The 25,999-nt window shown below is 32.8% G+C and carries 22 protein-coding genes; 3 read left to right on the top strand and 19 right to left on the bottom strand.

Annotated elements, in window-relative coordinates:
- Nucleotides 1-32: 32 nt before the first annotated feature.
- From WN975_RS18745 to WN975_RS18730, 4 genes are all read right to left on the bottom strand, one after another.
- Nucleotides 33-1,928, bottom strand: coding sequence for a DUF2207 domain-containing protein (locus tag WN975_RS18745; RefSeq protein WP_337967824.1), 1,896 nt, complete (start codon nucleotides 1,926-1,928; stop codon nucleotides 33-35).
- 304 nt (nucleotides 1,929-2,232) lie between these two features.
- On the bottom strand, nucleotides 2,233-3,051 hold the full coding sequence (locus WN975_RS18740; RefSeq protein WP_337967823.1) for an SDR family NAD(P)-dependent oxidoreductase: 819 nt from the start codon (nucleotides 3,049-3,051) through the stop codon (nucleotides 2,233-2,235).
- Nucleotides 3,052-3,226: 175 nt separating this feature from the next.
- The gene (locus tag WN975_RS18735) at nucleotides 3,227-3,676 is read right to left on the bottom strand and encodes a GNAT family N-acetyltransferase (RefSeq protein ID WP_337967822.1); all 450 of its coding nucleotides are present in this window, start codon (nucleotides 3,674-3,676) and stop codon (nucleotides 3,227-3,229) included.
- Nucleotides 3,661-4,563, bottom strand: coding sequence for a LysR family transcriptional regulator (locus WN975_RS18730; protein WP_337967821.1), 903 nt, complete (start codon nucleotides 4,561-4,563; stop codon nucleotides 3,661-3,663). Before WN975_RS18730 ends, WN975_RS18735 begins: the two co-directional genes overlap by 16 nt.
- 146 nt (nucleotides 4,564-4,709) lie before the next feature.
- Here WN975_RS18730 and WN975_RS18725 point away from each other — a divergent pair, with 146 nt between their 5' ends.
- Nucleotides 4,710-5,105 carry a rhodanese-like domain-containing protein gene (locus tag WN975_RS18725; RefSeq protein ID WP_337967820.1) on the top strand — a complete coding sequence of 132 codons (396 nt, stop codon included), beginning with the start codon at nucleotides 4,710-4,712 and terminating at the stop codon, nucleotides 5,103-5,105.
- Nucleotides 5,106-5,258: 153 nt separating this feature from the next.
- Here WN975_RS18725 and WN975_RS18720 read toward each other — a convergent pair whose 3' ends face one another.
- Genes WN975_RS18720 through WN975_RS18705 form a run of 4 tightly spaced genes read right to left on the bottom strand, consistent with a single transcriptional unit; the run spans nucleotide 5,259 to nucleotide 9,968 of the window.
- Nucleotides 5,259-5,678, bottom strand: a complete 420-nt coding sequence (locus WN975_RS18720; protein WP_337967819.1) for an SRPBCC family protein — start codon at nucleotides 5,676-5,678, stop codon at nucleotides 5,259-5,261.
- A 10-nt stretch (nucleotides 5,679-5,688) separates the two neighbouring features.
- Complete coding sequence (locus tag WN975_RS18715) at nucleotides 5,689-8,082, bottom strand: M28 family peptidase (protein WP_337967818.1); 2,394 nt, start codon at nucleotides 8,080-8,082, stop codon at nucleotides 5,689-5,691.
- 12 nt (nucleotides 8,083-8,094) lie between these two features.
- Complete coding sequence (locus WN975_RS18710; RefSeq protein WP_121328229.1) at nucleotides 8,095-8,442, bottom strand: hypothetical protein; 348 nt, start codon at nucleotides 8,440-8,442, stop codon at nucleotides 8,095-8,097.
- Nucleotides 8,439-9,968 (bottom strand): bifunctional GNAT family N-acetyltransferase/carbon-nitrogen hydrolase family protein, encoded by a 1,530-nt coding sequence (locus tag WN975_RS18705; protein WP_099712739.1) that lies wholly within the window; start codon nucleotides 9,966-9,968, stop codon nucleotides 8,439-8,441. Before WN975_RS18705 ends, WN975_RS18710 begins: the two co-directional genes overlap by 4 nt.
- Before the next feature lie 174 nt (nucleotides 9,969-10,142).
- Between WN975_RS18705 and ssb the strand changes: the two genes are divergently transcribed.
- Nucleotides 10,143-10,475 (top strand): single-stranded DNA-binding protein, encoded by a 333-nt coding sequence (gene ssb / locus WN975_RS18700; protein WP_337967817.1) that lies wholly within the window; start codon nucleotides 10,143-10,145, stop codon nucleotides 10,473-10,475.
- A 58-nt stretch (nucleotides 10,476-10,533) separates the two neighbouring features.
- Here ssb and WN975_RS18695 read toward each other — a convergent pair whose 3' ends face one another.
- The 3 genes from WN975_RS18695 to WN975_RS18685 all read right to left on the bottom strand — a co-directional run bounded on the left by WN975_RS18695 (nucleotide 10,534) and on the right by WN975_RS18685 (nucleotide 13,652).
- Entirely contained in the window at nucleotides 10,534-11,226 is a 693-nt protein-coding gene (locus WN975_RS18695) for a DUF2461 domain-containing protein (RefSeq protein WP_337967816.1), read from the bottom strand.
- A gap of 365 nt (nucleotides 11,227-11,591) precedes the next feature.
- Complete coding sequence (locus WN975_RS18690; protein ID WP_099710000.1) at nucleotides 11,592-12,110, bottom strand: ferritin; 519 nt, start codon at nucleotides 12,108-12,110, stop codon at nucleotides 11,592-11,594.
- A 93-nt stretch (nucleotides 12,111-12,203) separates the two neighbouring features.
- The gene (locus WN975_RS18685; protein ID WP_337967815.1) at nucleotides 12,204-13,652 is read right to left on the bottom strand and encodes a hypothetical protein; all 1,449 of its coding nucleotides are present in this window, start codon (nucleotides 13,650-13,652) and stop codon (nucleotides 12,204-12,206) included.
- Nucleotides 13,653-13,901: 249 nt separating this feature from the next.
- On the opposite strand from WN975_RS18685, the gene WN975_RS18680 reads away from it, so the two are divergent.
- The gene (locus WN975_RS18680) at nucleotides 13,902-14,738 is read left to right on the top strand and encodes a hypothetical protein (RefSeq protein WP_337967814.1); all 837 of its coding nucleotides are present in this window, start codon (nucleotides 13,902-13,904) and stop codon (nucleotides 14,736-14,738) included.
- A gap of 560 nt (nucleotides 14,739-15,298) precedes the next feature.
- On the opposite strand, the gene WN975_RS18675 is transcribed toward WN975_RS18680, so the two are convergent.
- The 8 genes from WN975_RS18675 to metG all read right to left on the bottom strand — a co-directional run bounded on the left by WN975_RS18675 (nucleotide 15,299) and on the right by metG (nucleotide 25,367).
- Nucleotides 15,299-16,435, bottom strand: a complete 1,137-nt coding sequence (locus WN975_RS18675) for an OmpA family protein (RefSeq protein ID WP_337967813.1) — start codon at nucleotides 16,433-16,435, stop codon at nucleotides 15,299-15,301.
- A gap of 107 nt (nucleotides 16,436-16,542) precedes the next feature.
- Nucleotides 16,543-17,172 (bottom strand): chloramphenicol acetyltransferase, encoded by a 630-nt coding sequence (locus WN975_RS18670; RefSeq protein ID WP_337967812.1) that lies wholly within the window; start codon nucleotides 17,170-17,172, stop codon nucleotides 16,543-16,545.
- Nucleotides 17,172-17,879, bottom strand: coding sequence for an HAD family hydrolase (locus tag WN975_RS18665; protein WP_337967811.1), 708 nt, complete (start codon nucleotides 17,877-17,879; stop codon nucleotides 17,172-17,174). Before WN975_RS18665 ends, WN975_RS18670 begins: the two co-directional genes overlap by 1 nt.
- 218 nt (nucleotides 17,880-18,097) lie before the next feature.
- Nucleotides 18,098-18,985, bottom strand: coding sequence for a DMT family transporter (locus WN975_RS18660; protein ID WP_337967810.1), 888 nt, complete (start codon nucleotides 18,983-18,985; stop codon nucleotides 18,098-18,100).
- Nucleotides 18,986-19,079: 94 nt separating this feature from the next.
- Nucleotides 19,080-20,555: a hypothetical protein gene (locus WN975_RS18655; protein WP_337967809.1), complete on the bottom strand. Its 1,476-nt coding sequence runs from the start codon at nucleotides 20,553-20,555 to the stop codon at nucleotides 19,080-19,082.
- 393 nt (nucleotides 20,556-20,948) lie between these two features.
- Nucleotides 20,949-22,388 carry a hypothetical protein gene (locus WN975_RS18650; RefSeq protein WP_337967808.1) on the bottom strand — a complete coding sequence of 480 codons (1,440 nt, stop codon included), beginning with the start codon at nucleotides 22,386-22,388 and terminating at the stop codon, nucleotides 20,949-20,951.
- A 395-nt stretch (nucleotides 22,389-22,783) separates the two neighbouring features.
- On the bottom strand, nucleotides 22,784-23,059 hold the full coding sequence (locus WN975_RS18645) for a hypothetical protein (protein ID WP_337967807.1): 276 nt from the start codon (nucleotides 23,057-23,059) through the stop codon (nucleotides 22,784-22,786).
- Between the two features lie 250 nt (nucleotides 23,060-23,309).
- On the bottom strand, nucleotides 23,310-25,367 hold the full coding sequence (gene metG / locus WN975_RS18640) for a methionine--tRNA ligase (RefSeq protein ID WP_121328254.1): 2,058 nt from the start codon (nucleotides 25,365-25,367) through the stop codon (nucleotides 23,310-23,312).
- Between the last annotated feature and the right edge of the window lie 632 nt (nucleotides 25,368-25,999).

Raw genomic sequence — 25,999 nt, 5'->3', positions numbered from 1 at the left:
TGTATTTAATTGTTCTAATTGCGGTGTGAATTCTACCAGCCACCGCCACCGCCTCCTCCACCACCTCCGCCGGAACTTCCACCACCTGAACTTCCGCTGCTGGAAGAGCTCGAAGCTGAAGAGGAATTATAAGTATTATAAAAATGAACTACAATTTGATTGGAGAATCCCACAGAACCATCGCTGGTTTTGATCCAGTTACTGGTGTAATTTAGATTTTTTAAGGCTTCTTCAAATTTTAAATTCCATTCTTTTTCAATACTCAATGCAAAAGCGTAGGGAAGATTTTCTTCGTATGTTTTTATAATATCTGAATTTTGATCTAAAACATAATTTAATAATTGCTGTTTTAAATTTTCAGTTTGGTTTTTTACAGCAAGTCCCAGTTTAGTATAAGAACCAATCAAGCTCAGATATATTGCAAAACCGGCAAGTAGTAAAAATATAACTAATGCATTTAGAGCCGAATAGTTTTTATCGATGTTAACGGCAAAAAAAGAAGCATAGGTAAAAACGCCAGTAAAAATGGAAATAATAATGCAAGGAAAAGCTATTGCAGCTTGTTTACTTCTAATTGACTTGATGGCTATAGTGATTAATAGCACGGTAAGCATCATCATAGAAAAACCAAAGATCACAAATAACAATGCTGTGCCTGCCGTTAAGTAACTATATCCGGCAATTGCAACAATTGTGAGCAGCACCCCAATAAATATTTGTTTTAGATTGAAAGAAAAATAATCTTTTAGATTGTATTGACTTTTAAGTGATTTTTCAAGCGCTTTTTCTGCCTCGCCAAAAACAATGTAAGATTCAGCGTTGATTGCAAAAGTGTTACTTTCTTTGAATAAAGTCTCTAAAACGGCATTTTCTTCCTGCGATAAATTTGTTGTTTTTGTCCCTTTTACCAGATAATATTCGAATCCTTCTTTCCATGTCTGTAATCCGTTACCGGTAATTTCGATCGCGCCTTTAATCGAAAGACTAATTATCGAAACCAAAAGTGTTTGAGAATTAGAATATCTTTCTTTTAGATATCGCAGCGAAGTTGCAGAAAAACGTCCTTTTAAATCTATAGATTCACTGCTTTCATAAGAAGGTAAAGGATCTTTGCCATAGGTTTTCCATGAAAAATAGAAAAACAGGAAACAAATTGAAACGGGTAGAAATGCTAAAAGCAATTTTCCTGCCGAGACAAATTCCTCCATTTTGTAATGCGGTGAAAAGAACGGTTGATGAACAATTCCTTTTGGAAATCCTACGGCTACAGTAAAACCTTCTTCTTGTTTTAAATTTTTTGAAGTAAAATAAACCGAATTCCCACCGATTTTTGAATTACAATCACTTTCTTTTGATCCTAAAACTCCGGTATAACAATGCGTTTGTAAAATAGATGTTCCGTTTGGTAAAATTACTTTTGCCGAAACATTTTCGATTTCAAATTGCCAATAGTTTCCGGTAACATTCCAATAAACCTCGTCGAAGTTGTCGTATGGCAGAATTTGCGCTTCGACTTCGTAAGTTATTTTATAAGTATAAGTTCCTTCTTTAAGTGAAATGTGTTTGTCGCCAACATAAATCGTGAAATTCTCGCTATTTATTTTTGTGTGATAAGGTTCTTTGAGCCAATCTTTGGTAACATCCAAAACGGTATAAAAATTATTTCTACGAGCTTTAGGTGAATAATTTTTCATTGGAAGTTCGCGAAAAATACCGTGATCTATTTCTTGTTCTGCGGCATAAACGGTAATAGTTTCGGTAACGACAATGTTTCCGTTTTCTTTAACGAGAATGTCTGAGTGAAATTGTTTTATTCTTTCAGTACGTTCATGTTCTTCTGTTGCCGTAGAATCTGTTTGGGCGAAACATTGCGATAATGAAAGTAATAAAATGCTGAAAGTGAATATAAACCTGAAATGTCTTACCATGAAAGAAGTTATTTTGCGAAGTGAAAATAAGAATTTTGTTTTTAAACCATATAAGTTATTGAAGTAAATATAAAACTGGGTGTGTTTTTACCGTAAAGGGCGCTAAGATTTAATTTTACTTTGCACATAGAAAACACAAAGTTCGCAAAGCTAGATCAACATAAAGCTTTGCGAACTTTGTGTTTTTATAAAGTATAACTTAAAAAAAACTTTGTGCACTTTGCGGTAAAATATTTAACCACATTATTTTTAATCTCAATGTTTTAGCAATCCAACTAAAATGAACTTACATAACTTATATGGTTCAATAAACATCCAGTTTAAATTGATAGTTTAATATAGTTTCTATTTTTTCACTTGAAATAGTCTTTTTGATATTCGATTTTTCAGCGCTGAATTTGGGTAAAACTAAGTTTTGTTCTTTTGCTTGTTGCGTATAATATTCCTCTCGAGTTGGATGAAAAGGTGCAACGGCGTTAAAAATTTCATTCCATTTTGATTGGCTTATTATTTCCTCAATGATTTTTATACAATCATTTTGATGAATTAAATTTATGGGCGCGTCTGGATTTTCAAGGTTTTCTTTTCCGGCTAAATGTTTAACAGGATGACGATCTTCGCCAATTAATCCGCCGAAGCGTAAAATAGTAGTTTCGAAATTTTGATTTTTTTGTAAAATAGCTTCCGCCAAAAGCAATTGTTTTCCGCTTTCAGTTTCTGGATTCGGAATAGTTTCTTCGGTAATGTTTCCGTTGTCATTGCCATAAACCGCAGTTGAACTTACGAAAAGTACTTTTTTTACGGTTGATTTTTCTATAAACGGAATTAGATTTTCTATTTTTTCGACAAAAACCTTTCGGGAAGAAACATCATTATTTCCTCTCAATTTAGGCGGAATATCAATAATTAAGATTTCGCTTTCAGCTAAAAAAGGAATGATACTTTCAGAAACACTTTCGCTTTCAAGCGCTACCAAAAACGGATTTATTCCTGCATTTTCCAAAACAGTAAGTTTATTTTCAGAAGTTGTTGATCCGTTTACCGAATAACGCTTTTTTACGATTAAGCTTTTCGCTAAAGGCAAACCAAGCCAACCGCAACCTAATATGCTTATTTGAGTCATTTTTTGAAATTCTAAGGTTCTAAGAAACTGAGGTTCTAAGGTTTTAATATATTGTGTTTAATTTGAACTTAATGTTTTTGTAAAAAGTTCCGGAGGAACGATTTATATTGTAGAGACGGATTTAAATCCGTTGGTTATCGATGAATTCACGAAATTAAATTTCAAGAATTAATGTTTACAAATCTAAAAAGAAACAAATTTTGTCTTTTCCTTTTGCGCCAATTCTGTTGTAGAATTTTATCGCTCTTTCATTAAATTGAGGCGTTCGCCATTGCATGTTGACACAGTTTTTGTCTTTTGCAATTTCTTTAAGTTTGTTGATTAAGACTTCACCAATTCCAAAGTTTCTGGTGTTTTCTTCCAGATAAAGACAATCCATATACAAGAAATCACCCGCGCTCCAGGTCGAAAAATCAAAAGTATAAGAGACATATCCAACGATATCATTATCGGTTGCAACTACAAAACAGTTTAATTTTGGATGTTCGCCAAACAATGCTTTTTTCAATCCTTCTTCTTTTCCTTCCGGCGAATAATCGGCTTTTTCATATTCGGCATGTTTTTGACATAAAATGACCAATTTTGGCAAGTCTGATACTTCGCACTTTCTTATTGAATATTCCATTGCAAATTGATTTCGTTTTGTAAAAAGGTGATAAAATGATGAAAATAATCCGGATATTGCTCGTTTTCTCTAATCGCGATAAAATGCTTTCTCTTTAAACCGTTCTTTCCAATTTTTACGGCTTTTATCGGATTGTTTTTCAAATGTGGTAATAAAGCCCATTTTGCCATAGACATTACGCCCATATCTGCTTTAACCATTTCCAGAGAAGCTTCAGTCAAAGGAAGCGGCGTGATTTTCTTCGGAGTTACTTTGGCTGGAGCCAAAAGAAATTGATGAATCGTTACCGTTTCCATCGGAAGAGAATGAATCAGTAAATGTTCGTTGATAAAATCCTCTGCAACAACATATTTTTTATCCGCCCAAGCGTGATTTTCAGAAACTGCCATAACAACTTCATCTTGAAAAAGCTCAATATATTTGATATTATTGTCTTTGATCTGATCACTGATAATCGCAATATCGATCGTATTTTCTAATAATTTTTGTATTGGAATATGAGTGGCTTCGGTTACAATTTTCAATTCTACATTTGGGTACAAATTGTGGAATTGTTTTAAAACCGGAGGAAGCCAGTGATAACTCGAATAACATTCTGTGCTAATTCTGATTTCGCCGTGTTCGCCATAAACCATTTGTTTGATTTGGGATTCGGTTTGAGAAAGTTTGTCCAAAATTTCGTTGGCAAGATCATAGATTTTCTCGCCAGCTTTGGTCAAAACCAGCTTTTTGTTTGTTCTCAGAAAAATAGGAGTTCCCAATTGATATTCAGCTTCTTTGAGTTGGTGACTCAACGCCGATTGTGTCAAATACAATTTGTCAATTGCTTTGGTAATGCTTCCTTCTTCGACAATTGCTTTTATTAATTTTAAATGACGGATTTCCATTTTTGAGAATTTGTATACAAAGAAACGAAATTTTAGAGTGGCTTTTCTATGAAAAAAAGTAATCAAAGTGATGAATTCTTTTCGTTTTTATGGAAAGTGTTACTGAATTACTTTTGGAAAAACAAAATCATTAAAACTATAAAAAAATGGAAGCACAAATTAAACATTATGAAAACAAATTAGCCTTCGAAATGGATCCTTCTGATTTATTTGATGCTTTGAATAATGGAGAAAAAGTAATTGTTATTGATACCAGAAAAGCTTTTGGTTTTGAGGCAGAACATATTCCAACTGCGATTAATATTCCTCATCGCCAAATGACGATCGAAAGCACAAGTCACTTGGATAAAGACGTTTTGTATGTGACGTATTGCGACGGAATTGGTTGTAATGCTTCGACAAGAGGTGCATTAAATATGGCTAAACTTGGTTTTAAGGTAAAAGAACTAATTGGCGGAATAGAGTGGTGGAAGTTTGACGGTTATGCCACCGAAGGAACAAATGGTGTAAAAGCAGGTTTGAAAATCGAATGTGCTTGTTAGTTTTTTTTAGGTACAAAGGTTCAAAGGTTCAAAGTTGCAAAGGTTCAAAGGTTTTTCGAGGTATTCTGAAAAACAAAAAGCACTATAAAAATAGTGCTTTTTTTAACCTTTGTGCTTTTGCAACTTTGTGCCTCTGTACCTTTGTACCTTTTTTTAAGCTTCTATTAAAGCTTTCAGACTTTGAAGAATTGGATTTTCTTCGCCTTGTAGTTCTTCCTGAACAGCGCCGGGACGATTGTCTTCCTGAAGGATTTCAAGTTTTGTTTTCTGATTTTCTTCAGATAGAATATAACTCATTATAAAATAATTCTCCGGCTTATCTTCTAGTTCCGGTCTTGGAAAAAATAGGGAATATTTAATTTTCTGATTCGGAATAACATCCAAAACGGTTCCCCATTGTTCAAAAACCTGACCTTCCCATTCGTTTCTAAATCTGATTTCTTTACCAATTTTCCAATCTGTAATCAAATCACTTCCATATTGCCATTGTTTGACTAATTCAGGCTTTGTCAATGCATTCCAAACTTTTTCTATTGGAGCATTAAGATAGATTGTTGAAATATTTGTTGCCATAACAAGTATTTTATTGTGGTTTTACAATCGGTTTTAAGCTGTCTTTTGCAATAACAGTACTATCTTTTAATACTGTTGCGGCTGGTATAGTTGGTACTGGCGCTGTATATTTTTTTATTTTCTCCTGAATTAATACGGCATCGTTCAAGACGAAAGGTGTTGGCATCATCCAGTCGCTTCTAGGTTTTACCTTAAGTAATGGATTTGTCATTAAATCAAAAGAGCTTTCGATTAAATCCATATCAAAAATAGACGATTTGTTAATGTAGAATTCCATCACAAGAGGTTCATTGCCTACAACATAATAAGAAATAAGACGCATTCCTTCTCGCTCTAATTCATTTCCTTTTTGTCCAAAAGTTGAAACGCCATTTGCTTTAAAATTGAAAAACCTCATTTTAGGATTTGCGTAGATGTCGTATCGATTTACTTTTCGGTTTGGCGTAATTTTTATTTTTAAGAATCTGTTATTTCCAACAACGCTGTCTTGTAAAAATGTAATTGTTGGTTTTGGTATTTCGACAACCGGCGCAATTGCACTATAAGTAAATCCTGAATTGTATTTGCTGGATATTGGCAAGTTGTTTAAGCCAACTGCTTTTTGATTTTTTTCGCCCAAATAGCTTTTAGTCCAATCGTCTAGATTCACGTCATAAGTCGTCCAGATTGCTGAGTTTGTATTCCCATTATAAACGTATAATAAACTGTTTGATTTTGCTTTTCCGTGTTCATAACCGGAATGATATCCTGCGTAAACAAAGAAAGCTATAGAAGCTGCAAAGAATACCATTATCCAGGCATTTTTTTTAGCAAAAGATCCAAATACGGGAAGTAATAAACCAAAAGCTAATACGGTTAAAATGGCACTTCCGTAAAGGATTTTTAAACCTAAACCAATAGGAAACATTACAATAAAAGGCGCTATAATTACTAAAGCCGGAATTGAGAATAATAAATTTAAACCTAAACTATAATGCTGAGTAAGGACAAAAATTCCAAATAATAAGATTCCAAAATAAACCGGAATAATCAAGAAACCTGCTCCGGTTAAACTATTGGCAAGAAATCCGTTGATAATAATCCAAAGAAGTAAAGGAGCAACAAAGTGATTCATTGTCACTTTTGTTTCTGAGAAATGGTGATAGAATGCAAAACAAATTGCAATGCTAAGCGTTACAAATGCTCCAATATAAGCATGACCGTTATAGGTAAATCCGTTAAGTAGATCGGAGTATTGTGGATAGATTTGTAAAACGATTTTCCATCCTAAAAAGGTAACTAATCCTGCAATTATTATAGATCCGATTAAAGGAAGAAAACCTCTGAAGATTTCGCGGAAAGTAATAACTCGTTTTGCTTTTCCGATAAAAATAAAAAGAATTAATAAACCTAAAGCAATGACAGTCATTGGTAATACCCATGCAAACGGATAACTTATGAATGAAAATGGTACGCTAAAGTAAACATCATCTTCGTTTGAATTGGTCGTGTTTAAGTCTGTATTTGCAAAGTATTTTAGCAAAGGCATCAAATAAGTTCCTTGATGCGCTAATGTTGTTTTGCTTAAATGTTGAACATCATCTTGTTGTGTGTGATAATTAAAATGTCCGTCTATAAAGGCAAAGTTGAATCCCTGAATGTTTCCTTGTTGTCTAAAAACGGTTAAATCAGTATCATTTGGAAGCATTTTATAAATGCTGTACATCAAAGAGTTTGAAACCGGATATGTTGTTTTTGCTTTCGAAAATTCTTTTACAAGAGCTTCGTTTCCTTTATTGGTTTCCATCAACATATAGCTTGGTCCTGAAGAACCTCTGGCTTCAAAGTTGAGTACTAATCCAACGTCTTTTGCCCACGGATGTTGATTTACAAAAAGTGCTGCTCCATTCAGACCCAATTCTTCGGCATCTGAAAAAAGAATGATAATATCGTTTTTGTGTGGTTGTTTTGAATATAAAAAAGCACGAACTCCTTCGAGTATTGTTGCAACTCCAGACGCATCGTCACTTGCACCTTTTGAAAAAGAGTGTGGAGCACTGTCGTAATGTGAAAGTAATAAAAGAGCTTTTGAGTTGTTTGTTCCTTTTATGCGGGCAAGAATATTTTTGGATTTAACCAAAAGTCCTTTGTCATTGAGCGTAAAACCTTCCTGAACACTTGTTTCTAATCCAATTCTATTCAGCTCGAGCTTTAAATAATTGGCTACTAATTCATGATTTACTGAACCTACATAATGAGGTTTTTGGGCAATAATTTCGACTTGATTTAATGCTCTTTCAGTAGAAAAATCGGCAAGTGCTTCATCATTTTTCGAAATATACTGTGGCATCATTGTAACGTAAATGAAGCCTAGAATTGCTAGAATGCCTGCGATGCCAAGAATTGAGGTCTGGTTTTTTTTCATGATTAATAAGTACTAAATTTCTTTTTTTACAAGCATAAAATAATCATTGTCCAAAGAGCGATATCCTTGATCGTACAGAAAATAGTAGGTGTTTCCTGTTTTTGTTTGCAGAACATTCGTAAAAAACTCGAAGTCGAAACCTTTGTTTATCATTTTATCCCTTGTTGCTTTTGATTTTCCATCTGTATTTAGTTCGGACAAAATACGGTAATTTTTTCGTAATTTGTTGTTTACATTACGCATGAAATTAGTACTGTCTTTATTTATTTTATTGTTGTAGGCATTTCGGCAACTATCTGAACAGAATTTCTTATCTTCTCTACCTACTAGTTTTTCCGAGCATTCGAGGCAAGTCTTCATGATTCTATTTTTTTAATTTCGTATAAATCAGTTCTTCTGTCTTTTAAAATTCGCACACTTCCATGTTCGTGAAGCTGTTTTAGGAGGTTTAAATCGACGTCGACAATCAAAGTCATTTCTGTGTTTGGAGTCGCTTCGGCTTTTATACCATTACTTGGAAAAGCAAAATCAGAAGGTGTAAAAACAGAAGCTTGCGCATATTGAATATCCATATTATTCACTTTCGGTAAGTTTCCAACGCAACCTGCAATCGCTACATAACACTCATTTTCGATTGCGCGGGCTTGAGAACAATGTTTTACACGCGTGTAAGCATTTTGTGTATCTGTCAAAAATGGAACAAATAGAATATTCATTCCTTCGTTGGCTAAAATTCTCGAAAGTTCCGGGAATTCAACATCATAACAAATCAAAATTCCAATTTTACCGCAATCGGTATCAAAGGTTTTAAACTGAGATCCGCCTTTCATTCCCCAATGTTGCACTTCATTTGGAGTTACGTGAATTTTGGTGTACATCTCTGAAGTTCCGTCTCTTTTGCATAGAAAACCAACATTATAAAGATTACCATTTTCCAGATAAGGCATACTTCCTGTGATAATGTTGATGTTGTAAGAGATCGAAAATTCCTGAAAACGCTTTCTGATTGGATCAGAATATCGGGCAAGTTCCCGAATTGCTTCGGCTTCTGATAAATGATTATAATCGGCCATTAAAGGCGCAATGAAAAGTTCCGGAAATAAGGCAAAATCACTTCCATAACCCGAAACTACATCAATAAAAAATTCGGCTTGCTCAAAAAATTCTTCCAGATTGTTCAAGGGACGCATTTGCCATTGAACCAAACCTAATCTGATAACGCTTTTTTCAAGGTTAATCAATTTTGGACTTTCGTCATAATAAACATTATTCCATTCTAAGAGAACCGCAAATTCCTTTGATTCTTCATCGCCTTCTAAGTAGTTTTTGATGATTCTCAACACGTGAAAATCATTACTTAACTGAAAAGAAAGAACTGGATCGTGTAATTCTTTATGTTTTACCTTTTCGATATAGTTTTTTGGAGATAACTTTTTGGCATATTGGCCATAATTTGGAATCCTGCCGGCAAAAACTATCGCTTTTAGATTAAGCTGTTCGCAAAGTTCTTTTCGGGCATCATATAAACGTCGGCCTAATCGTAAACCGCGATAATTCGGATGTATAAAAACGTCGATTCCGTATAAAATTTCTGCGTCTTTATTGTGTGTAGAGAAAGTATAATCTCCAAGAATCTGTCTGTAATTGTGTCTTTTATCAACCAGTTTTTCATCGACAATAAGTGATAATGCTGATCCAACCACTTTGCCATCTGCGAGTATAACAAGTTGACCTTCAGGAAAAATAGAAAGTAATCTTTTGATATCATCTTCTTTCCAGTACGAGTCGGCCATTTCAGGATACGATTCAACCATTGAGTCTTTCAATTGTTTGTAATCGTCAAATTCTAAATTTCGTAACTCAACTTTATTTATTTTAGTCTGCATATCGTAAGATTTCTCTCGAATATACGAAATTATTTCCACTTACAAACGCTTACAAATATTTACAACCGAAAGTAAATAGTTGTTAACCGAATATTTATCGAGGTTCGGCGGATCTTTGCCTTGTTGAATTTGATAAACGAATTCTTTTATACGAACATTTAAAAATTATACGCCATGAACGGAATGAAAAACCGAGTACAATTGATTGGAAACGTAGGAAACGATCCAGAAGTTAAAACATTAGAAAACGGAACTAAATTAGCGCATTTGAATATCGCAACAACCGAAAGATATAAAAACGATAAAGGCGAAAAAGTCGAACAAACGGAATGGCATCGTGTTACAGCTTGGGGAAAAACGGCTGAAATTATCGAAAAATATGTCGAAAAAGGAAAAGAAGTAGGTGTAGAAGGAAAGCTAATTCATAGAAGTTATAACGATAAAAACGGTGAAAAAAGATATATCACCGAAGTTTTGGTCAGCGAGATTTTGTTGCTTAGCAGATAATACTTAACGTAATCTAATAAACCCGACAGGTTTTTAAAACCTGTCGGGTTTGTTGTATTTATAAAACAGAAGCGCCATTAATGTCTGTTGTTAAGATTTCGCTCATATAGTCAAAAAACGGTCTCATGTTTTTGAAACCTTCTAAAGCTTGTTCAAGAAAATTATCACTCAAAACCTCAGAATCTGTAAAACGTTTGATTACCAAAAACTGCTTATAACGAAGCAAATCAATTGCTTTATGATCTTTGTCATATCCTTTTGGAGACGTTTTGACTTGTTCGCCTTGCAAATTTCCAAAATTGGTAACAAAAGATTTTGCCTTTACGATTTTTTGCATTGGTTCATCATCATGAGCAAATTCGGCTCTAATGCGTTTTAAGTCTGCTGCGTTTGGTCCCCAAAATCCACCAGCGAGAAAAGTATTTCCTTTTTCTATATGGAAATAATAACCACCGCGTCTCTCTTTTGTGGCTCTGGTATAACTGCCGCCCCAGAAAGTTTTGAATGGAGTTTTGTCTTTTGAGAAACGAATGTCACGATAAATTCGGTAAACACTTTTTTTACCCGAAGCGGTTTCTAAAACATCTGTTTTGGAAAGTTCTTCAAGTAAAGCACCGGCAAAAGTTTCGATATGATTTAATTCGATTAAATAGTTTTGTTTGTTTGCATCAAACCAAGGCTTGTTATTGTTTTCTTTAAGCTCAGTCAAAAAGTCAAGACTGGATTTAGGAATAGTAATATTGTTTTTCATAGTAGAAACTTTGAATTTTTTTAAATCAGAAATAGTAGTGTAATTTAAGCATAAAAAAAACCCACCAAATCTTGTGGTGGGTTTATTATATATAAGTTTAAGCTGTTTTCTTGAATAAATCAAACATAGGACAGCGCGAACAACGTTTCTTCTCGCTTTTTTTGTATTTTTCACAACAAGAAGATTTACAGTTTTCCAACTTCTTAATGTTCTCAAGGATAGCTTTATTTTTCTTATTCTTTTTATCCTTTTTCTTGTCCTTGTCTTTTTCTTTCTTGCCCAATTTTCCTCTGTATTATAAAAACAGTGGCAAATATAAACGAAAATTGTTATTTTTATATATTCTAAATAAACTTTAACTTTTTTTATTTTGGATTGATTGCAATCGAACTTGTAACTGTTAATTGCTGAATATCACGATCAAACAAATAAAGTCCACCTTTATCATCTCCAATTAAGTTGATTTTGTCTAAAATTGATTTAGCAGTAGCTTCTTCTTCGATTTGTTCTGATACATACCATTGTAAGAAATTATGTGTTGCATAATCTTTTTCTTCAAAAGTTATGTGAACCAATTCGTTAATTGATTCCGAAACAAAAATTTCATGGTTATAAAGTGCCTCAAACATTTCTTTAAACGTAGTATAAGAAGTTTTAGGCGCTTTTAGATCGGTAATGTGAGCGTGACCTCCGCGTTCGTTTACATACTTTATTAATTTAAGCATGTGCGCGCGCTCTTCGTCTGATTGTGTGTACATAAATTGAGCGATTCCTTCAAGTCCGTGTACTTCAGCCCAACAAGCCATAGAAAGATAGGTTTGCGAAGATTCTGCCTCTATGCGAATTTGCTTGTTCAATGCTGCTTCTATATTTTTTGATAACATAATAGTGTCTTTTTTGTAAAGTTAAAAAAAATAATTCAAACCATTTTTTGAAACGTCGAAAACATGGGACATTTGGATTAATTTCCAATAAAATTAAGGTCTGTCAAATTTAAATGATTTCGAAAAAACAGCTTTGTCTATTATCGGATTTGTTGTTTCATCAGGAGTAAATCCGTCAGTAAATTTTCGCATTATGAATTGCTTTGCAGCGGAATCATAATAACTTAAAATTGAAAAATCGGGAAGAGTTAATATGCTTTGCAGTCTTATTTTTTTGTTTGTATCCAAAAAATAAAAAATGTTATCATTCGCAAATGGTTCTTGTCTTTGCTGTATAAATTCGGAATTTGGATTTAATATACTTTCAAAATAAGCCGTTTGGTTTTGACCATATTGAGATAAGTTTATTTGAAATGGCTGCACATCATCATAAAAACTGTAGTAGGATCTATCTTGTTGTGTTATTCCACCAATTGTTATATAAGCATTTTGGCTGTTTTTGAAAACGGATATACCAAAATCTAATGCAGATAAATACTTTAAAAATGTGCTTGTCTTTCTTATTTCTTTTGGTTTTTGATCTTCAATTTGAAGTAACAACGGGGAGTTTTTAAATTTAATAGTATCGTTTTTCGAAACCTTGATATTCTTAATTGTTTCGCCTGTATTATAGTCCTTAATGTCTAATTGAAGTTCTTCCGAATTAGTATTAATCTGGTAAAGTCTATCATCGAGAAAAAACGAATTACTTATTCTTCTTGACTTTTCAGCCATCGATTGCGGAAAGTTTTTCTCCTTTATTTCATAAGTTTCCAGATTAACATCGAATATTTGCGTTTTTGCCGGATTTTGGTCAAATGTTAGAACAAGTCTATTATTAAGCATATAGGCTTTACTCTTTTTAATGCTTCTCGAAAGAGGATTATAATCTCCAACTTCAATTTTTTCGATAGGATAATCTCTAATAAACTGATTGAAAGTTATAGGTTGTGTGTTTCTATTTTGGAAAGTAAAAGAGGAAAAATCCAGAGGTTTTTCTTCAACGGTATCGTCTTTAAATTTATAAAGTGTCAGCGTTTGTTCGGCACTGTCTTTAGAGAGAAGATAAAATACATTGTTCTTTTGAAATGTAGCTATAAAATATTCTTTTGAGTATGGAAAGCTGAATTTTAAAGGCTTGATCGCTTTATTACTCATGTCGTATTTGATCAATACAATGCTTTTAAAATCTTCTGATGACCAATAAAGTGTTGGATTTCCATCTTCATCAAAACTATATCCAATTATTAATTTGTCTTCTATATTGGTGCGGGAAGTCCTTAATTCATTTGTTAAGAATAATGCTTTATTGTATTGCAGGATCGTAAGATTTTTGTCGTCAGCAATAAAAGCAAAAACATCATGAGTTTTTGAGTTTTCGACATTCAGGATCTGACTATATTCTCCTGAATTTCTCATACTAATAGCATAAGAATTCAATACTGTTTGGCTAAACAAAGCTGATTGACAGATTAGTAACAATATTAATGATAGCTTTTTCATAAATTTTCTAATGACAAAAAACATTCCAGATTAAAGGTTGAATTTATGATTTTTAATTTAGAATTACTAGAGAATATTGAGCGGTTAAATATAAAATGCAATTTTCTGAAATAAATTATTTCATAAGTTTTATACTGTTTATATATGTTAAATCATAAATAAACTGTAGTCTTATTCTTTTGTAAGTATAACTTATAGGGGAGGCTGAAAGTTCTTTGTTGAATTATTTTTGTAAAAAAAATTGAAATTATGAAAAAGTCACTTTATTTATTTAGTGCTGCCTTATTAGTATTTGTCTCTTGTACTAATGATTATGATGGTTTTTGTGCCAAAAAAAACGATTTGGATCCAATTAAGAATGATACGATTTCGCCACCAAAAAAAGATTCTATTCCTGCTGTAATTGTGGAGCCTATTTTGTTAAAAAAACAAGGTCATACTTACGCAGACGGCGATGAGACTACTCTTGAATTATTATACAATGATAATAAAATAGTATCAGACAGAGATGGATCTAACGTTACAAATTATACTTATACAGGTGGAGTTATTACAAAAACTGAAAAAGCCGACCTTTCAGGAAATGTTTATCTTACGAGTGAATATTTTTATGCAAATGGTAAATTAGATTATGTTTTTAATAAAGAGTTTGAAAGTTACTATATAACAAAATATGTTTATAATACCGATGGAAGTATATTTTATCACAAGTTGAATAGTAACAATTTAAGAAGCGAGGGAGAGGAAACAGGGATAACTGGAAGATATGCTTTTTCTAACGGTAATTTGAGCTCAGTTCAATCCTATAATGGTACTTTTGAAAGTGTGATTACATATGAATATGATTCTAAAAATAATCCTAGAGTTAATGTTTTAGGCTTTGATTCACTAGTAGATAATAATTTTGGCTTTGGTGTTAAGAATAATGTCATTAAAAGAACAAGTAAAAATAATAATCCTAATAACGTAGTAGAGACAGTAACTTATACTTATGAATACGATACAAATGGTTATCCTACTAAGAGAACTGAAGTAAAACAGGTTGGTAGTAAAATCACTACGGAAACATCAACTTATAGTTATTAATTCATGTAAAATTTGTTTTTTTTGACAATAAGGTATTACCACAATTGTCATAAACAAATATAAAAGCTGCAAGAACGTTCTTGCAGCTTTTTTTGTTTTGCAACCAATCTATCTGAATTTTTCAGGTATTGCATTTGAGTTTGTATGTTGTTAGGATTTTATATGGTTTGTTTTAAACTGATAATGCCTTTTATGTAACTTGTGTGGCGCTTTCTTGTCTTAAATGGGTATTGATACTCTTTTCTGTCAAATTGATTATCTTATCAAACAGAGCCATCTTTTTTAGTGATAACAAAAGGCTGTCTAAGTAAATCTTTATCAAGGTTAATAAGTATTGAATAGCTGTTTAGAGTTTGGATAAGATATTGTTTTAGTTTACTAATAGAAAGTCTTTTTTTCAATATCAAGTTGCAGTCTTGCTCAGATTTATATGTATGTAATTTGTTTACTATTCTGTAATGATCTTGTTTGATGTAATCTTATTTTAAGACTAGACTTTTGGACATAAAAAAAAGCCCTGAAGAATTTCTTCAGGGCTCTTGTTTTAAATTTTGTCGAGATTATTTTATTTTAAAAGTAACTCTTCTTGCAAGTCTTCTTGCTTCTTCAGAATCTTTTTGGATTGAAGTATCTGCGCCTTGAGCAACTACATTTAATCTTGAAGGTGAAATACCCGCTTTTTCAAAAATAGTTTTTACGTTATTAGCTCTTAAACTTGATAGTTTTTCATTGTATTCCTGACTACCAACTTGATCTGCATAACCTAAAATGTCAAGAGAAGCCGAAGGGGTTTTTCTTAAGTAAGTTAAAACGACATCAATTGCTGCTGTTGAATTTTCAATTGGAGTCGCTTTGTTAAAGTCAAAATAAACGCTGTAATATTTAGCATCAATCATTTCTTTAATAAGATCTTTATCATTTACTACTGTTGTTGTTACAGGTTTTTCTATGATTACTTGTTTTTCCGGCATTTTACTTACTAGATTTTCAAGATTTGCTATTTTGCTTTCTAATGCAGAGCTATCAAACTCCTGTGAAAGAACAACCCAATCAGCATGTTTTGTGTTTTTACCTAAATAAACATTTAAACCAACAGTTCCGTTAAAAAGAACTCCGTTAAAACCTCTTGATTCTACAGGACATCCACAATCAAAAGTATAATCTTGTGAAGCATTTACAATAGTTGTAAAATCGCCAGTTAAAGCAAATCTATTAGATAATCTGATTTGAGCTGTTATACCACCAATAAAATTCGCCATTCTGTCTTTAACATGCAAATCTTTGTTCTCTAATTGAGCCATTCCAAAACCAGCATGTCCTAACAAACCAATTCTATTTGTCCAGGTTTCAAAACTCATGATTCTACCTAAGTTTGCAACAGCTTGCAAATCTGCTCTGTAATATTTTGAATCAAAATCTAGTGAAGTGCTTTTTCCGGTAAAACTGTTATAACCAAAATCTGCTTTTAAACCAAATTTGTTATTAAACATATATCTTACACCTAAATCACCTACCAAAAAGCTTGGTGTCGAAGTATAATAATTTTCCATCATAGGACTTTGAGGCTTATTAACTCCTCCGGCTAATTCAATAGACCACTTGTTATAGTTGTTTTCGGTAGTTTTTTCTGTAGCGGTTTGTGCATATAGATTTGCCAGACCTACTGAAAATGCTAGCATTGTTACAATTTTTTTCATATTAATTTGAGATTTTAAATTTTCCCCAAACAAACAATTAATTGTAAGAATTAACCTTCTCAATAAGTCATAAAAGCAACAGAATAAGGCAATGGATATTTCGTTTTTTATTCGTTCATTAATCCTTGAAGCGTATCGACAAATTGTCCTAAATGTAGGCCATCCATCAAACCATGATGTACATGAGCGGACATGGCAATTGTTTTCTTTCCGGATTCTGAAGTGATCATTTTTCCAAAAGAAACTTTAGGGCAACTATCCGGATAAGTAAAACTTCTGGCATGCGAAAGCGAAGTAAAGTTCAACCACGGAATTGCCGAGAAATGTATGACATTATCATCATCAAACGATCTTGTAAAAAGTCCGGTTGTGTTTTGAATTCGCTCAATTTCTGCCAAAGCATTTTGCTCGAAGATTCTAAAATCAGGATTATATTCTATTAACGAGAATCCAAAAGTGCCATCTTCACGACCAATAGTTGCCGAAACATCGATGCGATCATTAATATAGATTTTGTCTTCGGCAATTCGATATCTGAAATTCTCGATTGAGTTTACGGCCACCAAAGTTTTATGCAAATAATAAATGAAGAAAGAAACTTTGAGTTCTTTTGCTGTTTTGTAAGCTTTTGTGCAATCAATCTCAACAGTTGCACCAAAAAAAGGTTCTTCCATTTTACTGAAATGTGCAAAATGCTCTTTTCTATTCCAGTTTTCTAAATCTAAAAGTGTTTTCATTATAGTAAATTATGAACTATTTCGGTAATTTTTTCGAACGAACTAAAATGCTCATGCTCTACCTTATGATTTATTTTTTCGTGTTCCCAAGTAGTATGAAACGGAATATGAACGGCGTAACCTCCAATTTCCAGAACAGGTAAAATATCCGATTTTAACGAATTTCCAATCATTAAAAATTCATGTGGCTGAATGTCCAGACGACCAATTAATTTATCGTAATCAATAGTTTGTTTGTCTGACATTACTTCGATATGGTGAAAATAATGTCCTAAACCAGAACGATGCAATTTGCTGTGTTGGTCTTTTAGATCGCCTTTTGTGGCAACGACCAATTTGTATTTTCCATGCAAAGCCTGCAAAGTTTCTTCAATTCCGTCAAGAAGTTCGATTGGTTTTTCTAGTAATTCTTTTCCGTATTGAATGATTTTCTCAATAACTTCAATCGGAATTGTATTATTCGAAATATTCATTGCGGCTTCAATCATCGAAAGAATATATCCTTTGATTCCGTAGCCGTATAAAGGTAAATTCTCGATTTCGATCTTGAATAATTCCTGTGAAATTCCCTGATGCGAAAGATAATCTTCCATCAAAGCGCAAAATTTATGTTCAGTTTCCTGAAAATAAGGCTCGTTTACAAACAAAGTATCATCGGCATCAAATGCGATTACTTTTAAATTAGGTATTTTGCTTTTATGTAACATGATGTTTTTTGTTTCAAGTTTGTTTTGTTTCAGGTTTCAGGTTTTTTATTTGTAGAAAAATTTGTTTCAAGTTTTTTTAGCCACGAATTCACGAATTATTTTAAAAAAAAATCTGCTAAATCTGCCAAATCTGCGAGAGAATTTTTTTCGCAACAAATTAAAAAACAATCAGCGAAAACCCGTTTAATCCGTAAAAATCAGTGTGCCAATTCTCAATCCTAATTCTTAGAAAACAATCTCTTTAAAGAAATAGCTTTATCGTAAAATGTAATTCTGATTCCAAATAGCAAAATGATTCCGCCAAAAACCATTTGTAAAGTTATTTGTTCTTCCAAAAACAACCAAGCTAATACAGAAGTAATTACAGCCTGACTTAATAAACTTAGCGAAACCCTTGTTGCACGCATGTGTTGTGTCGCATAACTAATAGAAAGCCAAGCGCACAATTGACAAATAACCGCTTGAAGTAGTAACACAAACCAACCCGTATCCGAAAATCCTGTAAAAGGCTGATCTAAAGAATAACAAAGTATTCCTAAATAAATGCTTGACGCGAATAAACTAATGGTCATAAACGAAAGAACATCAACATCTGAAAGTACTTTTTTGCTGACCAAAAGATAGATCGAATATAAGATTCCGGATAAGACCGCAAATAGAAAAGCCTGATCAAAATTCAAATCCATAAAAAAGCTAAAACCAACCAAAGTGATCATTCCAAATAAGGAAACTATGGTTCCAATCCAGAAATTTGTAGCAGGTTTTATTTTTAAAAAGAAGAAGGAACCAATTCCAACCCAAAGCGGAGATAAATTCGTTAGCAACGAAGCCTGAGTCGCGCTTGAATCCTGAATGGCGATATTCCAAACGGCAACATCTGATGAGAATAAAATGCCACAAAGTACCGCAAGAAGCAAGAATTTTGTCTTTGGCATTTTGAAACTTTTTGTAATAAGTACATAAGGCAAAAGTAAAATCACCGCAAAAGTCATTCGGTAAAAAGCCGAAATTAATCCAGGCGCTAGTTTCAGTTTTATCAATATCGGGAAGATCGAAATACAAAGTATTCCGCAGATTAAGGCTAATCTTGGTTTGGTGATTTTCATTTTATTTTAATTTGAGCTTTTTCAAAAACTATCTTTTAGAAAAGCTAAGATTTCTGTTTTACGAATGATTAAAAAACGTAAATAGTTGCGATTATTATTCTGAAAAACTAAAAATCTGATATTTTTTATTTTGTTTATTATAATTCCCAAGATACAGAGAAGTATTGAATTTAAAAACAATTAAATCTTTATATAAATCTCTGCCAAAAATCGATGTCTTCTCTTTGACTTCTTCGTTTTCTTCTAAAAATAATCTGGCTTTTTCAAATGCTGAAGTTTCGGTTTTGCTTTTTGAAGGATTAAAATTGGAATCAAATAGACAATTCGTGTAAACAACAATTTTATCCTTATAAGAAACCAAATTTCCAATAGTATAATTCGATGTAAAACCAAAAACCATAGGAGCGCCACCAAAACCAGCACCCATTCCCATTCCTGGACCTCCACCTGCATGCGATATATCTTGCGAACTCCCGATTACAGTATAATATAAATCATTTAGCTTATAACATGATATGCCGGGATTAGAGTTGTTGATTTTTCGTATAAATTGTTTTGGTTTTTCGAGAACCTTTTTATTATGCACACTGCCGGTTTCCTGAAAAACATCTGAATTTTTATAGGCTATTTCTTCGTCTCGTAAAGTTTTAAATTGATTGATTCTATTTCCATTTTGATCACTAATGGTTAAAAATAAGACACTATGATTGGTTTTTATTTGTAGAATTTTATCCTCAATTAAAAACGAATTTGACTCAGGTGTACTAAAATCAGACGGGTCTATGATTATTCGTGGCTGTTCAATCGATTTTAAATTGGCAGTAAAATCGTTGAGATTAATCTTTAGTATCGCCGTTAAATCAGGATTATTATCTAAAGTAAAAATAATCTCGTCATTTTTGTAGGTGTAAATCTTGTACTTCTTTGAACTCAAGGCCAGTGAAGGCGGACTATCATTATGAATAGTTTCAATGGAGCGCTCTTCAAATACTGCAAATAAAAGATCGTATAGATTTACATTTTCATTAGAAGAACTATGAAATTGTAAGTTAGACAAGTCTACTGTTTTTGTATCTAGATTTCCATCATTATTAGAAATATAAAATTTTAAAATGCTCGTGTTTTTTACAATCGTAATTAAATAAAAGACATTGTTTATAGTAAGCTCTTTGACTATTTTTTCCTTTTTTAATTCGAGATTAATCGAAGTTGTTTTGGTTTCTTTTTTTGCAAAATTGAAATATTGAGAACTTATTTCTTTTCTATTTTCTGATGCCCAAAAAACAAAATAATTATTATCCTTTTGATTATAACCAATGATATTATCGTATTTTTTTTCTGGCCTTGCAGTAGTCAAAGAATCTATAATATTAAACTTTTCATCAAATCTTATAGAAGTAACCTTTTCCTTATCATTCAAAAACAGAATAACTTCTTTTTTATCCTCATTCACTACTTGAAAAAAGTCTCTTTTCTTTTCTAATTTCAGATCAAATTCTTTTACAATGTCTTGTGAAAAAGAGAGTAAACTATTTAAAAATAAAGAAGCGAGAAGTAGATTTTTAAGCATTTTTTGATGGTTTTTTAATTTTTACGAAGATCTTATTTTTTCTTTAGCAAAAAAAAGAAACCTAAAACAAAACCTCTGTTTTATCAGCAAAGGAATTAAAAGTGTTTTAATTCAACAATGCAAATCAATAATCAAAATGTGCCATTAGGCACTAAATGTCGGTAGAAAAAACAAGAATTACAGTAGGTATAGCGTGCCGTTAGGTACGCAATGGAATCGTTTTGATGCGTACCTACGGCACGCCACGGAATTTTTAACCTAATCTTTTCTACCAATATTAGGTGCCTAACGGCACAAATTATAACTTTTCTATCTTTAGGTATTAACAATATCAGCTATTGAAGTCAATTTACAGATAAAAAAAATCCCGAGTTTTAAATCGGGATTCTTGTTCTAATCAGCAAATTTTCTAATCGTATATTCTTTGGTTTTATTATCATAATAACCCAGATAATAAAAGTCGTTAATTTTAAATAAGGTTTGCGATGAAACATCAGTGTTTTTATCAAAAAATGTCCTGATTTTATCAAATGCCAAAGGTTTTAATTCGCCTTTTATATTATTTCCTTCTTTGTCAAATAAACCTTCAATTTTCACGACTTTTCTATTAGAATACGAGTTGAAGTTTTCCATTGTTGGATTGTAAACAGCTACTGAAATCAAAGCTCCAATTAAGCCAAATTGTCCTAAAGCTGCTTGTCCGCCTGATTGCTGAGTTGCAGAAACACCTCCAAAAGTAATTAATGTATTATCGCCAATATGATAACAAGAAAGACCAGCATGCAAATTGTTTACTTTTCTAATAAACTGCGCTGAGGTTTCTAAGGTTCTTTTTCCTCCAAAGAAATCTCCACCTTCCTGATATATTTCAGAATTTTTGAATTCGATTGGAGTCGTAGCATTTGCAGAATGTTCTTTTAAGATATTGTCATCCAGATCTTTTATAGTAAAATATAAAAGGTCTGATGCAGTTTTTACCTGATATAGTTTATTGTCAAAATAGAAAGAGTTAGAATTTAAAAATGTACGATCTCCAGCTATAGAATGTTGTTTTATAATTTTTTCTGTAGCGGTAAAAGTCTTTAAATCAATGATAAAAACCTGAGTAAAGTCAATATTAGTGTCAAGAGTTATTGTAATTTGGTTTTTATTAAAGTAACATTTTCTCTTTTTAGCTCCATCGGTTAATGAAGTTGGGTTTTCAGGGTCGATATATTTTAGTGTGTAAGGAAGTTCAAAAGGAAGTAAGTTTTCGCTTAATATTCCATCTAAATCTGTTTTTGCATAATCGTGTTTTAAAAAGTGAAATCCTCCCAGCGAAATTGTTTTTGCAGTATAGTTTCCGTCTTTGTCAAAAATATGGAGTTTTAAATTACTGCTTTTTTTGATAAAAGTTAAAATATAGAAATTTTCATTTTCGCTGAATTTCTGTAGAATTTTCTCTTCTTTCAATATAAGAGAATATTGTTTTGTTTCAACTTTACGAGTATTAAAATCAAACAATTGCGTATAAATATCCTGATAATTATTAGAAGACCAAAATAATCTAGTATTGTTATTGCTGATGTTGTAACCAATCATATTATCATAAATCTTAGTACTTGGTCTTTCGGTAGAAATACTATCAACAATTTGCATGTTTTCGTTAAGATGAATCCCTTTTACTTTTATTTTATCACTTACAAATAAAGTAACATCCTTTTTTTCATTGTTTACAACCTGAAAAATATCACGATTCTTTTTTAATTCAACAGGAGTAGAACTAACAACCTCTTGAGAAAAAGAGATTAAAGTATTTAAAAATAGCGAGGCAAAGAATAATTTTTTAAGCATTATTTAGTCTGTTTTTTTTTGCGAAGATCTTATTTTTTATTTTTCAAAAAAAGAAGCATAGAATAAAACCTCGTTTAAGATGTTATAAAATCCCTAATTTGAATAAATCCCGTGGTTCCATAGGGATATTATGGTGAAGGAATAGTAATGCATTTATTTAGAAATGCAAATCAAGAATCAAAATGTGCCGCTAGGCACAAATGATCGGTAGAAAAAAAGGAATTGCAATAGATTTAGCGTGCCGTAGGTACGCATGGAAATCGTTTTGATGCGTACCTACGGCACGCCAACGAATTTTGAACCTAATTCTTTCTACCGATCATTTGTGCCTGACGGCACACTTTAAATTATTCTTGAATAATAAAATTTAGGATTGAACTTGTTTTTGTGTGGTATTAGGCATTCATGATTTTTTTGCAGGCGTTATTAATTTCCGTGTCCGTAAAAGGTCCAAGGGCATTTGCCAACAATTTGCTTGTTCTAATCGAACTTACCATTCTGATCCGAAGATCTAGATCATCGCCCATTTCGGTTAAGAGAATTGTCTCGAAAATTTCGGACAAATACTCAGGTTGATCTCTAAAATCTTCTTCATACCAAAGATTCGAGAGGAATTCTGCCATTGCACGCATTACATCTGGCTCTAATGTTTTTTCATTTTCTTTTGTCATAATCGAAAATTTTAAACGCACGAAACCCTCGCTTTAGGTGTGACAAAATATCCGAAGGATAGATTAAGGACAGTTTCCTGTTCCAGCACCATGGCGAGGGTTCGCTTATGTTAACTTTGAATAAGTTACTATTTAAAGTCTTCTGATATTTTGTCAAGACAAACGTACGACTATAAACTCATCTAAAAAGAAAAAACATGAGAAATTTCTCATGTTTTAACATATCGCATCTAACCTTTCACTAAAAAAGTTAATTTATCGTTTCACCGTTTGGAGCGTCAGTATCAGGATTTACGAATACTAATTTTCCTTCGGCGTTTGTTGTCATTAAGATCATACCCTGACTTTCAACTCCGCGTAAAGCTCTTGGCGCTAAATTTGCCAAAACTGTAACACGTTTTCCAATGATTTCTTCTGGCGAAAAGCTTTCGGCAATTCCAGAAACAATTGTACGAACATCAATTCCGGTATCAATTTTAAGAACTAGAAGTTTGTTTGCTTTCGGCATTTTTTCAGCTTCAATAATAGTTCCTACGCGTAAATCCATTTTAGCGAAATCCTCATATTGAATCAATTCTTTTTGAGGTTCCGGTTGTTTGCTTTCGGCAAGATTAGCAGTTTTTGTAGCTTCCAATTTATCTATTTGTTTTTGTATTTCTTCGTCTTCTATTTTTGCGAAAAGTAATTCGGCTTCACCAATTTGGTGACCTTCCGGAATCAATTCTGAATTTTCGGCAACGTCATTCCAATTCAATTTACCTTCATTTTTAAGGATTCTTGACAATTTTGCAGCAGTAAAAGGCAAGAAAGGTTCTGCCAAAATGCTCAACGCAGCAGCAATTTGCAACGCTACATACATTTGAGTTTTTACACGCTCCGGATTGTCTTTCATAACTTTCCAAGGCTCTTCATCGGCAAGATATTTATTTCCTAAACGTGCAACATTCATCAATTCGCCAAGAGCTTCACGGAATCTGTAACGCTCAACCGAACTTGAAATCACGGCTGGATACGCTTTTAATTCAGCCAAAGTATTCTCGTCAACTTCAGATAATTCGTTTGGCGTTGGAATAAATCCGTCGTAATATTTATTGGTTAAAACCACAACACGATTAATGAAATTTCCAAAAATTGCAACCAATTCGTTGTTATTTCTCGCTTGGAAATCTTTCCATGTAAAATCATTATCCTTAGTTTCTGGAGCGTTTGATGTCAATGCATAACGCAAAACATCTTGTTTCTCCGGAAATTCTTCTAAATATTCGTGCAACCAAACTGCCCAGTTTTTAGAAGTCGAAAGTTTGTTTCCTTCCAAATTCAAAAACTCATTTGCAGGAACATTATCCGGCAAAATATAGCTTCCTTCGGCTTTAAGCATCGCTGGGAAAATAATACAGTGAAAAACAATATTGTCTTTCCCAATAAAATGAACCAGTTTTGTGTCTTCATCTTTCCAATATGGTTCCCAATCTTTTCCTTCGCGTAAAGCCCATTCTTTCGTAGAAGAAATGTACCCGATAGGCGCATCAAACCAAACATATAATTTTTTTCCTTCGGCACCTTCAACCGGAACATCAATTCCCCAATCAAGGTCACGCGTTACCGCACGAGGTTCAAGTCCGCCATCAACCCAAGATTTAACTTGTCCGTAAACGTTAGGTTTCCAGTCGTTTTTATGTCCAACAAGAATCCATTCCGTCAAGAATTCAGTATAACGGTCAAGAGGTAAAAACCAGTGTTTTGTAGATTTCAAAATCGGAGTTTCTCCTGTAATTGTCGATTTCGGGTTTATTAAATCCGTAGCATTTAGAGTCGATCCGCAATTTTCGCATTGATCTCCATAAGCGCCTTCATTGCCACATTTTGGGCAAGTTCCAACTACGAAACGATCTGCCAGAAACTGATTTGCTTTTGCATCGTACAATTGTTCGGTAATTTCTTCAATAAAATCACCTTTATCATACAACGTTCTAAAGAATTCCGAAGCCGTATCATGATGAATTTTAGCCGAAGTTCTAGAATAATTATCAAACGAAATCCCAAAATCAGCGAATGATTTTCTAATAATTCCGTCATATTTATCAATAACTTCTTGTGGTGTAATTCCTTCTTTTTTGGCTTTCATCGAAATTGCAACGCCATGTTCATCACTTCCGCAAATAAACGCAACGTCTTTTCCTTGCAAACGTAAATATCTCGAATAAATATCTGCAGGCACGTAAACCCCCGCCAAATGCCCAATATGTATAGGTCCGTTGGTGTAAGGCAATGCTGCCGTAATAGTATATCTCTTTGGATTTTGTATCATAACTCAATTTTATTGAGTGCAAAAATAAGCAATAGAATTGAGATTTTGTTATTTCACGGAGTTTCACAAAGAAAAAGCGCCGAGTTTTTGTTTTGCAGAATGTGAATTAATCTCGCAAAGACGCAGAGTCGCAAAGTTTTTTCTCATTGTTTGTCATTGCGAGGAACGAAGCAACCACACTATAAAATGGACAAAGATTTGATTTTTCGTAGTAGTTTTTTCAGGAGCTAATCCCGCTATCCGTTACAATCTTTTACTTTTTAAAGAAAAAAGTAAAAGGATTTCCACTTCTATCGGGGCTAAAAAACACCCAGTTTGTCATTTCTGACAAGATCGCGCATTTTTCAACGGATTTAAATCCGTTGCTACAAAATAAATCGTTCCTCCGGAACTTTCAAGAGAGCCTTTGGCTCGTTACATATTGTAGCAACGGATTTTAATCCGTTGAAAATGAAATACGATCACAAACAAAAGTCCCGTAGGGACGACAGATATAAATTTAAAAACTTTGCGCCTCCGCGTCTTTGCGCGATTAAATTCACGTTTATTTTAAAAAAAAACTTTGGCAAATCGCTTAAGGAAATCCTAAAATAGAACCAGTTTAAACTAGCATCCTAATTAAAATCTTCAAA

Source organism: uncultured Flavobacterium sp. (assembly GCF_951805225.1).
GTDB lineage: Bacteria > Bacteroidota > Bacteroidia > Flavobacteriales > Flavobacteriaceae > Flavobacterium.
The sequence above is the reverse complement of the archived record's forward strand: the minus strand, read 5'-3'. Positions and strand labels throughout refer to the sequence as shown.

What these genes read in the sequence shown, in the direction of transcription:
- WN975_RS18725 (WP_337967820.1), top strand. Translation starts at nt 4,710, where the DNA reads ATGGAAGCACAAATTAAACATTATGAAAACAAATTAGCCTTCGAAATG.
- WN975_RS18705 (WP_099712739.1), bottom strand. Translation starts at nt 9,968, where the DNA reads ATGCAGACTAAAATAAATAAAGTTGAGTTACGAAATTTAGAATTTGAC.
- WN975_RS18745 (WP_337967824.1), bottom strand. Translation starts at nt 1,928, where the DNA reads ATGGTAAGACATTTCAGGTTTATATTCACTTTCAGCATTTTATTACTT.
- WN975_RS18660 (WP_337967810.1), bottom strand. Translation starts at nt 18,985, where the DNA reads ATGAAAATCACCAAACCAAGATTAGCCTTAATCTGCGGAATACTTTGT.
- WN975_RS18690 (WP_099710000.1), bottom strand. Translation starts at nt 12,110, where the DNA reads ATGTTATCAAAAAATATAGAAGCAGCATTGAACAAGCAAATTCGCATA.
- WN975_RS18685 (WP_337967815.1), bottom strand. Translation starts at nt 13,652, where the DNA reads ATGAAAAAGCTATCATTAATATTGTTACTAATCTGTCAATCAGCTTTG.
- ssb (WP_337967817.1), top strand. Translation starts at nt 10,143, where the DNA reads ATGAACGGAATGAAAAACCGAGTACAATTGATTGGAAACGTAGGAAAC.
- metG (WP_121328254.1), bottom strand. Translation starts at nt 25,367, where the DNA reads ATGATACAAAATCCAAAGAGATATACTATTACGGCAGCATTGCCTTAC.
- WN975_RS18680 (WP_337967814.1), top strand. Translation starts at nt 13,902, where the DNA reads ATGAAAAAGTCACTTTATTTATTTAGTGCTGCCTTATTAGTATTTGTC.
- WN975_RS18695 (WP_337967816.1), bottom strand. Translation starts at nt 11,226, where the DNA reads ATGAAAAACAATATTACTATTCCTAAATCCAGTCTTGACTTTTTGACT.
- WN975_RS18735 (WP_337967822.1), bottom strand. Translation starts at nt 3,676, where the DNA reads ATGGAATATTCAATAAGAAAGTGCGAAGTATCAGACTTGCCAAAATTG.
- WN975_RS18715 (WP_337967818.1), bottom strand. Translation starts at nt 8,082, where the DNA reads ATGAAAAAAAACCAGACCTCAATTCTTGGCATCGCAGGCATTCTAGCA.
- WN975_RS18655 (WP_337967809.1), bottom strand. Translation starts at nt 20,555, where the DNA reads ATGCTTAAAAATCTACTTCTCGCTTCTTTATTTTTAAATAGTTTACTC.
- WN975_RS18645 (WP_337967807.1), bottom strand. Translation starts at nt 23,059, where the DNA reads ATGACAAAAGAAAATGAAAAAACATTAGAGCCAGATGTAATGCGTGCA.
- WN975_RS18670 (WP_337967812.1), bottom strand. Translation starts at nt 17,172, where the DNA reads ATGAAAACACTTTTAGATTTAGAAAACTGGAATAGAAAAGAGCATTTT.
- WN975_RS18720 (WP_337967819.1), bottom strand. Translation starts at nt 5,678, where the DNA reads ATGGCAACAAATATTTCAACAATCTATCTTAATGCTCCAATAGAAAAA.
- WN975_RS18710 (WP_121328229.1), bottom strand. Translation starts at nt 8,442, where the DNA reads ATGAAGACTTGCCTCGAATGCTCGGAAAAACTAGTAGGTAGAGAAGAT.
- WN975_RS18675 (WP_337967813.1), bottom strand. Translation starts at nt 16,435, where the DNA reads ATGAAAAAAATTGTAACAATGCTAGCATTTTCAGTAGGTCTGGCAAAT.
- WN975_RS18730 (WP_337967821.1), bottom strand. Translation starts at nt 4,563, where the DNA reads ATGGAAATCCGTCATTTAAAATTAATAAAAGCAATTGTCGAAGAAGGA.
- WN975_RS18650 (WP_337967808.1), bottom strand. Translation starts at nt 22,388, where the DNA reads ATGCTTAAAAAATTATTCTTTGCCTCGCTATTTTTAAATACTTTAATC.
- WN975_RS18740 (WP_337967823.1), bottom strand. Translation starts at nt 3,051, where the DNA reads ATGACTCAAATAAGCATATTAGGTTGCGGTTGGCTTGGTTTGCCTTTA.
- WN975_RS18665 (WP_337967811.1), bottom strand. Translation starts at nt 17,879, where the DNA reads ATGTTACATAAAAGCAAAATACCTAATTTAAAAGTAATCGCATTTGAT.